This window comes from Streptomyces sp. DSM 40868, from assembly GCF_011820545.1.
In the GTDB taxonomy this organism is placed as follows: domain Bacteria; phylum Actinomycetota; class Actinomycetes; order Streptomycetales; family Streptomycetaceae; genus Streptomyces; species Streptomyces eurythermus.
On record NZ_CP050504.1, the window covers coordinates 8,131,450 to 8,144,835 of the forward strand.

The window sequence follows — 13,386 nt, forward strand, 5'->3', positions numbered from 1 at the left end:
GTGTGATCCGTCGTGCGTTCGATTTCCGTGCACCTGGCAGGACGGGCGGGAAAGATCACGGGATCCGCCTGTTACGGATCACGGACAATTCCGAGGCGCTTTGGCGACAGTCGCCGCCGGGCGGGGCCGGAAATCGTCCGTCGTCGCGTCACGACTGTTGATGCGCGGGCGTACCACCGCGTCCAATGGCCGTGCCCGGCGGCGGTCCGCCGCCGGTGACGGACGTACGCAGTGGGGGTTGGGGAGACAGTGCGTCATTCCAGAACACGCGCCGGGCGACCGGCGACAGGACCAAGAACCAGGCTGAACGGCATATCCGGTGCGGCGGCGCTCGTGGGCGCCGCCGCACTCGTCGTCTCGGCGGCCGCCGCCGCGCCGGCGGCACCCACGGCGGCCACGGCATCCGCGGCGACTCCGGAGGGGGATTCCGCGACGCCCGGGCCCGGGGCGGTTCCGGCGCCGCCCGCACTGGTGGACGGCATCCGGGAACAGGCGCCGCTGGCCCGCACGGCGGCGGACGCCGCCCGCGCCCACCTCGCCGCCCGCAAGGACCGCTACCGGATCGCCGACCCCGAACGCGACCTCAGGCCCGCCGGCACCCTCACCTCCGGCGGCCGGGAGACCGTACGCCTCCAGCAGACCCACCACGGGGTCCCGGTGCTGGGCGGGCAGTACCTCGTCCGCATGGAGCGGCACGACGGCCGCCGGACCGTCACCGGCACCTCCGGCCGGTACTTCACCGGGCTGCGCACCGGCACGACCGCCGGCATCGACGACACCCTGGCGGTGGAGCGGGCGGTCGACGCCGTACGACGCGACCTCGCCGCCCGGGACTTCACCGCGGGCCCGGACGACGAGGACGCGGACACCGCGCTCACCGGAACCGCCCACGGCCTGGTCGTCATACCGAACGGAACCGGCGTCCTGACCCGGCACATCACCGTACGCGGCACCGGCCCGGCCGGCGGCGGACCGGTGCTGCGCGAGGTGTACATCGACGCCCGGGCCGGCTATCCCGTCCTCCAGTACAGCGGGATCCGTACCTTCGCCCCATCCGCTCCCGCCCCGGGGCCCGCGGCCCGCGCCGCCCTCGCCGACGGACCCGCGCCCGACGGCACCACCGGCAGCGGCGTCCGGCTGGACGGCACCACCGTCCCGCTCGCCGTCACCCACGACGACACCCGCGACGCCTATGTGCTGCGCGACCGCACCCGCATCCAGAGCGACCCCGATCACGTGCTCGCCACCTGGGACGCGGGCGGCCACTGGGCGAGCGACCTGTCCGGCGCCTGGCCCGACGACCTGAAGGAAGTCGCCTCGGCCACACCGGAGTTCGGCACCGAGGCCACCCGGTCCGGCGCGGTCGACGCGCACTGGGGCGCAGGCCGGGTCTACGACTACCTGCGCACCAAGTTCGGCCGGGACAGCCTGGACGGACACGGCATGGCCGTCAACTCCGTGGTGGGCGCCACCGATTACGGCCAGCCCTACGTCAACGCCTTCTGGGACGGCCAGAAGATGGTCTACGGCTCCGGCGACGAGGAGTACCGGCCGCTGTCCGCCGCCCTGGACGTGGTCGGCCACGAGATGACCCACGCGGTCGTCTCGTCCTCCGCCGACCTGGTGTACGCGGGCCAGTCCGGCGCCATGAACGAGGCCATCGCCGACTACTTCGGCAACGCCATCGAGGCCGACGCCCGCCGGCTGCCCATGGACGACCCCGACTCCGGGCTCGTGGGCGAGACCCTGTGCCGCACCAAGGACCCGCGCGGCTGCGCCTTCCGCGACCTCAACGACGGGCGCACGACGACCGGTTCGTTCCTCGGCGTCGGCTTCGGCACCGACAACGGCGGCGTGCACCTGAACTCCACCGTCTTCTCCGGCGCGCTCTGGGACATCCGCGAGGAGATCGGCCCCGAACTCGCCGACGCGGTCGTCTACAAGGCGCTCACCGAGTACCTCACCCCGCTCGACGGCTTCACCCAGGGCCGGGACGCGGTCCTCGCCGCCGCCAAGCAGCTGGGGGCCGGCGGGCGCGCCCTCACGGCCGTCCGGAAGGCGTTCACCGCGCACGGCATCGTCCCGCACTGGGAGGAGGCCCTCGGCATCGACTCCGACGTGCTGCTGCCCCGCGTCACCACCTACGACTCCCACCTCGGCGCGGGCGGCGGCTGGTGGGCCGCCGCCCGGTCGGACGAGTCCGGCTCGGAGCCGTACTCGGTGTGGGCGGGCCGTACCGACGGCAAGGGGCAGCTGAAGCTGATGAGTCCCAACGACGGCCGCTACCACGTCAATCCGGCCACCGACGGCACGACGGTGGTCTGGCAGGCCCACGGACCCGCCGGCGTGGACATCCTCGCCCGGCCCCTCGCGGGCGGCCCGGTGCGCACCCTGTGGCACGGCCGCGGCGCCGGCTCGGCCCTCGGCGTCGACGGCGACACCGTCACCTTCGCCTACTACAACCACGGCGGCCGGGCCGGCGTGGCCTACCTGAGCCTGAAGGACCCGGCGAACGTCGTCACCATCGGCGGCGGCACCTACCACCGGGCGACCTTCCCGGCCGTCGCCCACGGCAGGATCGTCTACCAGGACCGGCAGCGCGTCCGCGCCGTGTACGAGTCCACCACCCGCCTGATCGACGTGGCCACCGGCGAGCAGACCGTGCTCCAGAAGGCCGAGGCGGACGCCACGCTCGGCCCGACGGCCATCACCGCCGACCACGTCTACTGGCTGCTCGACGCCGTCGGCCAGAACGGCACCACCACCCTGCGCCGCGCCGCACTCGACGGCTCGGACGTCACCGACCTCAGCCCGGAGACCGGACCGGACGCCCTGAACGTCTCCGAGGTGACGGCCGGCGCGGACGCGGTGACGATGGTCGCCCGCACGCCCGCGGCCGAGGTCTCCAACGCGGCGCTGTCCAAGCTCTGGCAGTTCACCCCGGACCACAAGGGCGACGGCACCCGCCGCGCCCGGGTCTCGTGCAACCGGGGCGAGCAGCTGTCCGCCGCGGCGGCCGACGGCACCCGGGTGGTCTGGCTGGACGCGACCACCGGTACCACCGACGTGGTGACCCGGGCCCGCCCCAGCGGCACGTGCGCCTGACCGCCCTCATACCGGTGCCCCCGCTCGAGGAGCGGGGGCACCGGTATGAGGGGACCGCGTAGGACCGCGGCTACCAGAAATGACGACGGCCGGCGACCGCGTGGCCCATGGACCCCATGATCCACAGGATGGCTCCCACCACCAGCAGGATGATGCCGATAGTCCACAGGATCGAGATGCCCGTGATGAAGCCGATGATGAGCAGGATGATGCCGAGGGCGATCATGGCGTGCCTCCAGCGGGTAGTGGTGCTCCTGCTCGCCGGGTGCCCCGAACGCGACGGAAATCGCACCCCGCGCGGTAAAAACTTCGCGTAACGGATGATCGGCATCGGCCGGTGACGCAGGTAAGCGGACGGAGAACGTCCGTGTTTCAAAAGTTCGGTTCGCAATGTTGATTTCTTGTTGCTTGAGCCTCACATTACCTATCGGTAGTACTCCCCGGTAATCCCTCCCGGCGCGCCCGTGGCACCGGCGTGCCCGTGCGTCCCGGCCCTCTCCGGAAGGGAGAGTGTCATGCCCATGTCAACCCTGCGCCGTGTCCTCACCGCGGCGTCCGCGGCCCTCGGCACCCTGGCCCTCGGCCTCGGCGCGGCCCCCGCGCAGGCCGCCACGTCCCTGGACTACGCCGCCCTCGGCGACAGCTACAGCGCCGCGTCCGGTGTGCTGCCCATCGACCTCGGCAGCCCGCTCTGTCTGCGGTCCACCGCCAACTACCCCCACGTCATCGCCGACCGCACCGGCGCCCGGCTGACGGACGTCACCTGCGGCGCCGCCCAGACCAAGCACTTCACCGAGTCCCAGTACCCCGGCGTCGCCCCGCAGACCGACGCGGTCACCGCCGACACCGACCTGGTGACGCTCACCATCGGCGGCAACGACAACGGCACCTTCATCAACGCCGTGACCGCCTGCGGCGCCGCCGGCATCCTCAGCGGCGGCCAGGGCAGCCCGTGCAAGGACAAGTACGGCACGACCTTCGACGACCAGATCGACGCCGGCACCTACCCGGCGCTGAAGGCCGCGCTCGGCGCCGTCCGGGCCAAGGCGCCGCACGCCCGGGTGGCCGTGCTCGGCTACCCGTGGATCACGCCCGCCAAGGCCGACCCGTCCTGCTTCGTCAAGCTGCCCCTCGCCGCGGGTGACGTGCCCTACCTGCACTCCCTCCAGGCCCACCTCAACGCCGTGGTGCGGCGCGCCGCCGAGGAGACCGGGGCCGTGTACGTGGACTTCGCCGAGGCGTCCGCCGGGCACGACGCCTGCCGGCCGGCCGGCACCCGGTGGATCGAGCCGCTGTTGTTCGGACGGAGCGTCGTCCCCGTCCACCCCAACGCCCTGGGCGAGCGGCGCATGGCCGAGCGCACCCTGAGCGTCCTCGGCCTCGGCTGACCCGGCGCCGCCCGGCGGCCCCCCGTCCGGGGCCGTGGGGGTCAGGCGTCCGCGAGCAGCGGGTCGTACGGGGTCGAGCGGGCCCGGCCCGACATGAAGGACAGGAAGTCCCGGACGAACGCGCCGCGCGCATAGGCGTCGTCGGTGCCGGGCAGGTCGCGGTGGAAGCCCCGGCGGAACAGCGCCCGGTACTCGGCCGCGTCGATGCGCTGGTCGCCGTTGGCGTCGGTGACGTCGAAGAGGACCTCGGCGACCCGGATCAGGGCGGGACCGGCGAGCGACGGCACGGCCTCGGTGTACTCCTGACAGCTGACGCGGCCGTCGCCGTCGGTGTCCAGAGCCGCCTGCAGTTCCCGCCACCAGTCGGCGAAGGCGTCGTACAGCCGGGTCTCCGCGGGCTCGTCCAGGTCCAGGCGGCCGGCGAGTTCCCGGGCCATCGCGGCGAGGTCCGGCCAGTCCACATAGCCGTCCCCGGTCTGGTCCAGCACCGTGGCGAAGAACTCCTCCGCGCCACGCCGAAGACCGGTGTCGCCGTGCTCCGGCTCCGGCGGCAGCGGTGTGATCAGCCGGACCAGGGCCCCGGCCCGCCGCATCCGGTCCCGCAGCGCGCGCAGGCTCCGGGCCCGGGGATCGTCGCTGTCGGGGGAGAGGGCGAGCAGGTCCAGCACCGTCTCGGTGCGCAGCCAGCCCTCCGGGAGGAACCGGGCGAGACCGGCGCCCAGATAGGCGCTCTGCATCAGCGTCCGGGCGCCGGGCAGTTCGGGCAGACCCGCCCGCTGGCGGAACGGCTCCGGCAGGGACGCCACCGTGATCGCGCCGATGACCGGTCCGACGAGCGCCCGGCCGGCCGCCCACAGCGTGGGCAGACCGTGCAGCAGCGGCGGCGCGGGCAGATGGTCGAAGAGCCGGTAGAGGATGATGCGCATCGCCTCCGTGTGCTCCAGCTCCTCCGCCACCACCCGCTCGTAGTACGGCCAGAACTCGTGGACCGTGGGCGGGAGGTGCCGGGCATCACCGTCCAACGCGGCCAGATAGCCCCGGAATTCTCCGTACAGCTCCTCGATGGCGTCCTGTTCCAGCGGCTGCCCGCCGAACCGGCACATCGCGACGCTGCTCTCGAAGAGGGTGGCCACCACCCAGGCGCGCACCGCCGGGTCCATCGCGTCGTAGGGCCGGTCCCGGGCGTCGGTGCCGCTGATCCGGGCGTGCATCCGGTTGAGCCGCGCCGCCTCCTTGTGCCGCGCCTCCTCGTCGGCGCCGGACATGCGCTGGAGGCTCGTGACGGTGTTGCGCAGCCGCCGCCACGGGTGGGTCACGAACGTCGAGTTGTCGGCGAGGGCCGCACCGATCTGCGGGTGCGCCGCCTCCAGTACGGTCGCCCGGATGATGGCCAGGGCCCATCGCGGGTCGTTGAAGAAGCCGCGGAACCGGCTGCCCAGGCCGAAGAGCTGGTCGGCGCCGGTGGTGTGCTGGGGCTCGTCGGCGCCCGTCTCGGTCACGGTCGTCGTTCTCCGTTCTCGTTCGGCCGTACGCCGCCGAAACGGCGCTCGCGCCGCTGATAGGTGTGCAGACACTCCAGGAAGTGCGGTGCGCGGAAGTCGGGCCACAGGACCGGGGAGAAGATCAGCTCCGCGTACGCGACCTGCCAGAGCATGAAGTTGGAGATGCGCTGCTCCCCGGAGGTCCGGATGACGAGGTCCACATCAGGGGTGTCGGGGAAGGGCAGATGAGCGGCGAAGCACCGCTCGTCCACGGCCTCGGCCGGCACCCCGCTGCGGATCAGCGACCGTGCCGCCGCCACGATGTCCCGGCGCCCGCCGTGATCGAACGCCACGGTCAGCGTCATGCCCCGGTTCCCGGCGGTCAGGGTGGTCAGATCGGCGAAGTCCCGGGCCAGCGGCGGCGGGATGCGCGGGTCCGTCACACCGAGGAACCGGCAGCGGATCCCGCGCGCGTGCAGCAACGGGGCGTGCTTGCGCACCACGCGGCGGACCAGTCGCATCAGGAAGTCGATCTCGGTGCCGGGCCGTTGCCAGTTCTCCGTGGAGAACGCGTACAGGCTCAGCCATTCCACGCCGGCCGACCGGGCCGCCTCGATGACGTCGATCACCGTCGTCTCGGCCGCGCGGTGACCCGACGTACGCGGCAGCGACCGCCGTGCCGCCCACCGGCCGTTGCCGTCCATCACGCAGGCCACGTGCCGCGGCACGCCCCGGCGGCCCTCCTCCCGGGCCGGTCCGGAGGCGGAACCCTCCACGACTTCCTCCAGCGTCATGCCTGCCCCCAACGGCCACGAGCGGATCCGCGCCGCTGCTCTCGGCCCCGTCGGGTCGTGGGCCGGATCGTCTCCAGCAGACTGTCAGCCGCCCGCACCCGAACGGCGGGGCAACGACCACGGTTCACCCTTGGTACTGACGTGCGAGGGCCCGGCTCGTACACGCCGGTCCGCCCGGCAACCCGGGCGGGAACGGGGGGTTGTCCTCCGGTCCGTGCTGGGGGCGGCCCCAGGACCGATCCGGCTGCCTGCCGGAGTGAGCACGCGGCGGGCGTTGCCTAGCGTGCTGTCACATGGTGATTTCCTTACCGCGCCGCGTGGTTCGCCGGCGTACCGGCCTGGTGGCCTTGGCCGTGACCTGTTCGCTGACCGCGGCCCCCGCCGCCATGGCGCACCCGGCCCGGGACGCGCCCCGCGCGTGCGGCCCGCATCCCGAGGTGAGCCGGTCCGTGCGCCACTTGGTGACGCACGACCGGATCGCCGGCGCCGCCGTCCTGGTCACCGATCCCCGCCCGGCCGCGCCCTGCGCCCGCTGGACGGTGACCGGCGGCACGGCCGACCTGCGCACCGGCCGCCCCATGAACACCGCCGACCGGCTCCGCGCCGGCAGCGTCACCAAGACCTTCACCGCGACCGTCGTGATGCGACTCGCCGCCGAAGGGCGGCTTTCCCTGGACGCGCCCGTCGAGCGCTATCTGCCCGGCCTGATCCGCACGGGCGGCCACGACGGCCGCCGGATCACCGTACGACAGCTGCTGCGGCACACCAGCGGGCTGCCCGACTACCTCGAGGCACCCGAGTGGCAGCACCCCGAGCGGGTGCGCTACCGCCACTTCGAGCCGCGCGAGCTGATCGCCCGCGCCCTGCGGCTGCCGCCCCCGGACCGGCCCTGGCACTACGCGACCACCAACTACCTCGTCGCCGGGCTGATCATCCGCGAGGTCACCGGGCACAGCCCGGAGACGGAGATCACCCGTCGGATCATCGCGCCGCTGGGCCTGCGCGACACCTACTGGCCCGGCGACGACGTCCGCGTCCAAGGCCCGCACTCGCACAGCTACTTCACCGCGGCCGACGGCCGCCGCGTGGACGGCACCGCCTGGAACACGACCTTCGGCGGTGTCGGCGGCGCCCTGGTCTCCACCCCGGCCGATCTGACCCGGTTCGCCACCGCGCTCTTCACCGGCCGGCTGCTGCCCGCGCCGCAACTCGCCGAGATGCGGCGGACGGTGGCCGCCGACCCCGACCGGCTGTGGCCCGGCGCCCGCTACGGGCTCGGCCTGATCTCCTCACCGCTGTCCTGCGGCTCCACCTGGTGGGGCCACGCCGGCACCGTGCCCGGCGGCCACCGGGCCCTGGTCGCCGCCGGCCCCGACGGCCGCACCGTCGCCGTCGCCCTGAACGAGGTGCCCGCCACGCTCCAGGCCGAACGGGACTTCCTCGACATCGTCGACAAGGCCCTCTGCGAGAAAACGCCCACCGAAAGGACCCCGGCATGACCGGCACCACCTCCCCGGGCCGTCAGCGCCCACGCCACCTGGCCGCGCGGGCCGTATCCGCCGTCGCCCTGGCCCTCGCGGGCGCGCTGTCCCTGGGCACCGCCCCCGCTTCCGCCGCCCCGGCCCGCCCCGCCGCCGACCCCCTCGCCCGCTACCACCACCAGCACCTGCAGTGGAAGAGCTGCCTGCTCGGCCCCGACGACGCCACCGGCAGGGAACTCGAACAGGCCGGCGCCCAATGCGCCGACGTCACCGTCCCGTTGGACTACGACCGTCCCGACGGCCGCACCCTCACCGTGGCCATCTCCCGCATCCGGGGTACCGACACCGCGCACCGCGTCGGCGCCCTGCTGCTCAACAGCGGCGGCCCCGGCGGCCCGACCCTCGGCGACCCGCCCTTCGTGCGCCGCGCGATGCGTGAGGTCGCCGCCCGCTACGACGTGGTGGGCGTCGATCCCCGCTTCGTCGGCCGCAGCACCCCGCTGGACTGTCGCTGGTCCACCGGCAGCATGATCCGCGGTGCCGGTACCGACCGCGCCGGCTTCGAGCGCGAAGTCCGTTTCGCCGCCGGCCTGGCCCGCAGCTGCCGCACCCACGCCGGTGACCTGCTGCCGTACTCCAGCACCCGGAACACCGCGCGCGACATGGACGTGATCCGGGCCGCGCTGGGCGAGCGGCGGATCTCCTACCTGGGCTACTCCTACGGCAGTTACCTCGGCCAGGTCTACGCCACGATGTTCCCGGGGCGCACCGACCGGGTCGTCCTGGACGGCGTGATCGACCCCGCCCGCTACGGCCCCCGGCTGCTGCGCGACACCGAGGACGCCAACCGGCACGCCCTGCGCGGCTGGGCCGACTGGGCCGCCGCCCACCACGCGGCCTACGGACTGGGCCGCACCCGCGCCGCCGTGCTGGCGACCGTGGAAGCGACCCGGTCGGCCGCCGCCCGCACGCCCCTGCGCGTGGGCGGCTATCGGGTGGACGACCACGACCTGCCCGTCATCGTCTTCAACGGCCTCTCGCAGGACAACCCCACGGCCTACGGCGACTTCGCCGCGGGCGTGCGGGACCTGCGGCGCGCCGCCGAGGGCCGGCCCGTCACCCCGTCCCCGTGGCTGGCCTCCACGCTGGAGTTCGCGCTGACCGGGCACGGGTCCGCCTACGGCAGCGCGCAGGCGTCCATCCTGTGCGGGGACGTGCCCGGGCCCCGCGACCCGGAGACGTACTGGCGCGACCTGCGCCGCGCCGGGGACCGGCTGTTCGCGCCGGTCACCCGCAACATCAACGCCTGCGCGTTCTGGGACCCGCCGCGCGAGCACCCCACCGCCATCCGCGCCGACCTGCCCGCCCTGCTCGTCAACGCCACCGGAGACCCCCGCACCACCTACCCCGGCGCCCGGGCGGTGCGCCGTGACTGGCCCAGTTCCCGCCTGGTCACGCTGCGCGACGCCGACCAGCACGCGGTCTACGGCGTCTACGGCAGCACGTGCGCCGACGCCGCGGTCAACGCCTACCTCGCCACCGGCCGGCTGCCGGCGACGGACGTCGACTGCCCCCGGCCCACCCCGTGAAACGGCGGTGGGGCACGGCCGGGGTGATCATCTAGCGTTCGACGCATGACGCAACGACGAGCGATTCTCAGCGGATCCACCTTCGAGGAGCGGATCGGTTACGCCCGCGCCGTGGTCGACGGGGACCGGGTCCATGTCTCCGGGACCACCGGGTTCGACTACACCACCATGACGATCTCCGACGATGTCGTGGAGCAGGCCGAGCAGTGTCTGCGCAACATCGGCGCCGCGCTGGCCGAGGCGGGGTGCGGCTTCGCCGACGTGGTCCGGGTGCGCTACATGCTCCCGGACCGCGCCGACTTCGAGCCCTGCTGGCCGGTGCTGCGCCGTTGCTTCGGGGACGTCCGGCCGGCCGCCACCATGCTGGAGTGCGGCCTCGCAGACCCCCGTATGAGGATAGAGATCGAGGTCGACGCCCGTCTCCCGCAGGCGAGTTGAGCACGGAGGCAGCGACCGGGCCGGACCGTCGAAGCCCCGTCCGACGAGGGGAGCGGGCTCACCCTCCGGCGGCTCCCGGGCCCCGATGCCTGCTCACCCACCGGTCACCGGCGGGCCGGGCACCGGGGTCTGGGACGCGAACCGCCGGGCAGCCGCCCACTCACCGGCCTCCGACCCCGCCAGTTCCTCGGTCCTCGACGCCGGCAGGGCCGAGGGGTTCACGCCGTCGTACGGCGCCGAACCGGAGTTCCAGCCGACGATCCCGCCCTGGATCGCCATCAGCACGGAACTCGCCCGCACCCGGTTCTCGCCCCGGCGGAAGAGCTGCCGGAGCCCCGCCGACACCACCACCAGCGCGCCCCCCGTCCGGATCGCGCGACTCGGCCCACCAGAAGCCCGCTTCCCCTTGACTGCCTGGCATGCGGGCGACCTTATGGCATGGCGGCCCGCGCCAACCCCGGACCACCGCCGCACCGTCGTCCGGTCGTGCTGCCGCGTGGCGCCGTCCCATGCGTAGATATCCGGCCAACCTCCGGACGGCCGGGCCGCCCGGTCCGGGCCACGCCCGGTGTCCGCTCCCGGCGACCGGCCGTCCGGCATCCGGGCGCGCACGGACGCTCGCCCACCAGTGCGCGGGGCGCGGTGGCCGGGCGTCGGCACGGCGGGGCGAGGCGGAGCGCCGGTGAGCGGCGAAAGTCCGAAAGCAGGCTCCTGGCCGGGATTTGGACCGACCTGGTGATTATCCCGTGAACGATCTCGGGAAGGCTCCGGGGGTCGCCGACACGTGATCTTCACCGGCCCGCCCGGAGTCGCCGCGTGTCACTCGTCCGTCCCCGAGGGGAGGTGCAGTGATGAAGCTTCTTTTCGCCATCCGCAACCGGGTCGCCGCCGCCAAGAGCCGTAAGGCCAACGCCTGGTACCTCTGGTACTGATCCCGCTCCGCGCGCACGCGATGACGTCGCTGCCCGGCCGGCCGCCGCGCGGTCCGGCCGGGCGGCGACGTCCGCCGCCTCCCCGCCTCCCCCGCCCCCGTCCCGTATCGGAGGAGCCATGCCGCCGTCATCCGCCGCGCGGTCGCGCACCACGGTGTTCGCCCCGCGGCTCGCCGCCCTCATCGACGACCACCTGGGCCGGGACGTCTTCCGCCTCGAACCGGACACCGTCGGGGTCGCGGGGCACGAGATCGCCGACCGGATCCTGGCCGCGCGCCGGGCCACCGAGACCGAGCGGCCCACCTTCAAGCCGCTGCACGGCCGGTCCATCAGCCGCTCCGAGGCGTCCACCGTCACCCGCACCATCGGCAACGACGTGCGCGAGGCCCTGGCCAGGCCCCTGCCCGGGAACGTGGACCTCACCGGCCCCTGGCCGCTGACCGGGCACAACTTCCTGCGCGACCTCATCCTCGGCCAGGACCCGCGCCGGCTGCGCATGCTGATGAGCCGCAGCCTCGAACTCACTCCGAAACTCACCTGGTCGGTGATCACCGTCGGTGCCGCCCTGCCCGGCTGGCCCCGGCCGGGCACCCGGCTCACCGGCCTCGAGAACCGCGCGGCGCGGGCCTGCGGCTACCAGGAACGGCGCTACGCCATGGGGATGTACCGCAGGGCCGCGGCCCCCGTGTGCTTCACCGTCTCCACCCTCGTCGCCAACGCCCTCTGGCTCGGCGCCCCCTTCGAAGACGGCACGTCCAACCGGAACATCATCCTGGAGTCCCTGCGGCTGCTGCCGCCGTCGTGGAACATCCTGCGCAACGCCTCCCCCGAATACCCGGCCATCGACGCCCGGATAGGCGAGCGGGACGACGTCCTGCTGCTGCCCCTGCTCGCCCACCGCGACCCCGCCCTCTGGGACGACCCGGACGCCTTCCGCCCCGAGCGCTGGGACCGCCTCGACCCCGACACCACCCCCGGCTACCTGCCCTTCGGTCATGTCTCGGAGCGCTGCTGGGGCCGCCACATGGTCATGCCCCTGGCCGAGCTGCTGCTGGACCTGGTCCGTGGCTCCGGACTGGTGGTCGACCCCGGCCAGCGGGTCGGCCGGCTCCCGCTGCTCGGGCTGCTGGGCGTGGAGGAGGTACGGCTGACCCGGCCGCGCTGAGGGCCGTCGCACCGGAATCCGAGCCCCGGGCCGTTGGCCACGGCCGCTATGTCAGGTAACCTGACACAGCAAGCGTACGAACCGGAGGCTTCGCATGACCATCGAATACGCCACCCGTCACCGGGCCCGCTCCTTCATCCCGCCGGAGCCGGGCAAGCCCTACTTCATCGAGAAGGGCCTGGGCGACCGGGCACACCTGTTCGGCGACCTGATCACGATCTACGCGGGCGGCGAGCAGACCGAGAACACCTTCAACTTCTTCACCTGCGAGGGCCCCAAGGGCGAGGTGATCCCCGCCCACTCGCACGCGGACACCTACGAGGTCTTCTACATCACCCAGGGCGCCGTACGGCTCTTCGTCGAGGACCTCGAGGGCGAGCAGCACGAGAAACTGCTCACCCCCGGGGACTTCGGCTTCGTACCGAAGAACTGTGTGCACGCCTACCGCATGGAACGCCACCACTCGCAGGTCGTGGGCGTGGCCGCCGGACCGGGCGGTACCTTCGAGCGGTTCTTCGAGTCCCTCGGCACCCCGGCCGAGGAACTGGGCCTGCCGGTCCGGCCGTTCGTGCCCGAGCCGGAGAAGTTCCGGACCGTGCCCGAGCAGTACGACGTCCGGTTCCGCCCCGACCACCAGTGGCACACCGGGAGTTGACGGCCGTGGCGCCACGCGAGGAGCCGCCGGTGACCCTGGCACCGCGCGAGGAGCGCACCGGTGACCGGGCCCGGTGACCGTCCCGGTTTCATCGATGTCCGTGCCCACTTCGTCACCGACTCCTACGTGCGCCGGCCAGGGCGGCCGGGCACGAACGGCCCGATGGCATGCCCGCCTGGCCGCGGTGGTCGGCCCGGGCGTACCTGGAGCTGATGGACCGCGCCGGCATCGATGCCGCCGTGCTGTCGGTGTCGTCCCCGGGCACGTATTTCGGCGACCCGGCCGCGGCCCGCGCGCCGGCCCGCGAGGTCAACGAGGACGGGGCCGGGGCCGGACCGGGACCGTACGGGCCCACCCC

General features: G+C 73.6%; 11 protein-coding genes. 7 read left to right on the forward strand and 4 right to left on the reverse strand.

Annotation, left to right across the window (positions count from 1 at the left end; translation table 11 throughout):
• Positions 1-333 precede the first annotated feature (333 nt).
• A complete protein-coding gene (locus HB370_RS36515) occupies positions 334-3,105 on the forward strand; it encodes a M4 family metallopeptidase (protein WP_078637686.1) in 2,772 nt (923 codons plus the stop codon).
• Between the two features lie 70 nt (positions 3,106-3,175).
• Here the strand turns inward: HB370_RS36515 and HB370_RS36520 are convergent, their stop codons facing one another.
• Positions 3,176-3,331, reverse strand: coding sequence for a DUF6131 family protein (locus HB370_RS36520; protein ID WP_167345761.1), 156 nt, complete (start codon positions 3,329-3,331; stop codon positions 3,176-3,178).
• A 289-nt stretch (positions 3,332-3,620) separates the two neighbouring features.
• On the opposite strand from HB370_RS36520, the gene HB370_RS36525 reads away from it, so the two are divergent.
• Positions 3,621-4,493 carry an SGNH/GDSL hydrolase family protein gene (locus HB370_RS36525; RefSeq protein WP_030788440.1) on the forward strand — a complete coding sequence of 291 codons (873 nt, stop codon included), beginning with the start codon at positions 3,621-3,623 and terminating at the stop codon, positions 4,491-4,493.
• A 41-nt stretch (positions 4,494-4,534) separates the two neighbouring features.
• On the opposite strand, the gene HB370_RS36530 is transcribed toward HB370_RS36525, so the two are convergent.
• Positions 4,535-5,992, reverse strand: a complete 1,458-nt coding sequence (locus HB370_RS36530; protein ID WP_030788443.1) for an oxygenase MpaB family protein — start codon at positions 5,990-5,992, stop codon at positions 4,535-4,537.
• Positions 5,989-6,768 carry a polyprenyl diphosphate synthase gene (gene uppS, locus HB370_RS36535; protein WP_280117779.1) on the reverse strand — a complete coding sequence of 260 codons (780 nt, stop codon included), beginning with the start codon at positions 6,766-6,768 and terminating at the stop codon, positions 5,989-5,991. The genes HB370_RS36530 and uppS overlap by 4 nt, the downstream gene beginning before the upstream one ends.
• A 386-nt stretch (positions 6,769-7,154) precedes the next feature.
• On the opposite strand from uppS, the gene HB370_RS36540 reads away from it, so the two are divergent.
• The 3 genes from HB370_RS36540 to HB370_RS36550 are packed head-to-tail and all read left to right on the forward strand — an operon-like array spanning position 7,155 to position 10,276.
• Positions 7,155-8,267, forward strand: coding sequence for a serine hydrolase domain-containing protein (locus tag HB370_RS36540; RefSeq protein ID WP_030788450.1), 1,113 nt, complete (start codon positions 7,155-7,157; stop codon positions 8,265-8,267).
• A complete protein-coding gene (locus tag HB370_RS36545; protein ID WP_030788453.1) occupies positions 8,264-9,838 on the forward strand; it encodes an alpha/beta fold hydrolase in 1,575 nt (524 codons plus the stop codon). The genes HB370_RS36540 and HB370_RS36545 overlap by 4 nt, the downstream gene beginning before the upstream one ends.
• A gap of 45 nt (positions 9,839-9,883) precedes the next feature.
• Positions 9,884-10,276 (forward strand): RidA family protein, encoded by a 393-nt coding sequence (locus HB370_RS36550; protein WP_030788459.1) that lies wholly within the window; start codon positions 9,884-9,886, stop codon positions 10,274-10,276.
• A gap of 93 nt (positions 10,277-10,369) precedes the next feature.
• On the opposite strand, the gene HB370_RS36555 is transcribed toward HB370_RS36550, so the two are convergent.
• Positions 10,370-10,621: a hypothetical protein gene (locus tag HB370_RS36555; protein ID WP_157855631.1), complete on the reverse strand. Its 252-nt coding sequence runs from the start codon at positions 10,619-10,621 to the stop codon at positions 10,370-10,372.
• A gap of 705 nt (positions 10,622-11,326) precedes the next feature.
• Here HB370_RS36555 and HB370_RS36560 point away from each other — a divergent pair.
• Positions 11,327-12,373: a cytochrome P450 gene (locus tag HB370_RS36560; RefSeq protein WP_030788465.1), complete on the forward strand. Its 1,047-nt coding sequence runs from the start codon at positions 11,327-11,329 to the stop codon at positions 12,371-12,373.
• A gap of 94 nt (positions 12,374-12,467) precedes the next feature.
• Positions 12,468-13,028: a quercetin 2,3-dioxygenase gene (locus tag HB370_RS36565; RefSeq protein WP_030788469.1), complete on the forward strand. Its 561-nt coding sequence runs from the start codon at positions 12,468-12,470 to the stop codon at positions 13,026-13,028.
• Positions 13,029-13,386: the final 358 nt, after the last annotated feature.

Bases quoted from the DNA above. Each gene is read 5' to 3' on its own strand.
- HB370_RS36565 (WP_030788469.1), top strand. From the start codon at position 12,468: ATGACCATCGAATACGCCACCCGTCACCGGGCCCGCTCCTTCATCCCG.
- uppS (WP_280117779.1), bottom strand. From the start codon at position 6,768: ATGACGCTGGAGGAAGTCGTGGAGGGTTCCGCCTCCGGACCGGCCCGG.
- HB370_RS36540 (WP_030788450.1), top strand. From the start codon at position 7,155: ATGGCGCACCCGGCCCGGGACGCGCCCCGCGCGTGCGGCCCGCATCCC.
- HB370_RS36525 (WP_030788440.1), top strand. From the start codon at position 3,621: ATGCCCATGTCAACCCTGCGCCGTGTCCTCACCGCGGCGTCCGCGGCC.
- HB370_RS36520 (WP_167345761.1), bottom strand. From the start codon at position 3,331: ATGATCGCCCTCGGCATCATCCTGCTCATCATCGGCTTCATCACGGGC.
- HB370_RS36560 (WP_030788465.1), top strand. From the start codon at position 11,327: ATGCCGCCGTCATCCGCCGCGCGGTCGCGCACCACGGTGTTCGCCCCG.
- HB370_RS36550 (WP_030788459.1), top strand. From the start codon at position 9,884: ATGACGCAACGACGAGCGATTCTCAGCGGATCCACCTTCGAGGAGCGG.
- HB370_RS36545 (WP_030788453.1), top strand. From the start codon at position 8,264: ATGACCGGCACCACCTCCCCGGGCCGTCAGCGCCCACGCCACCTGGCC.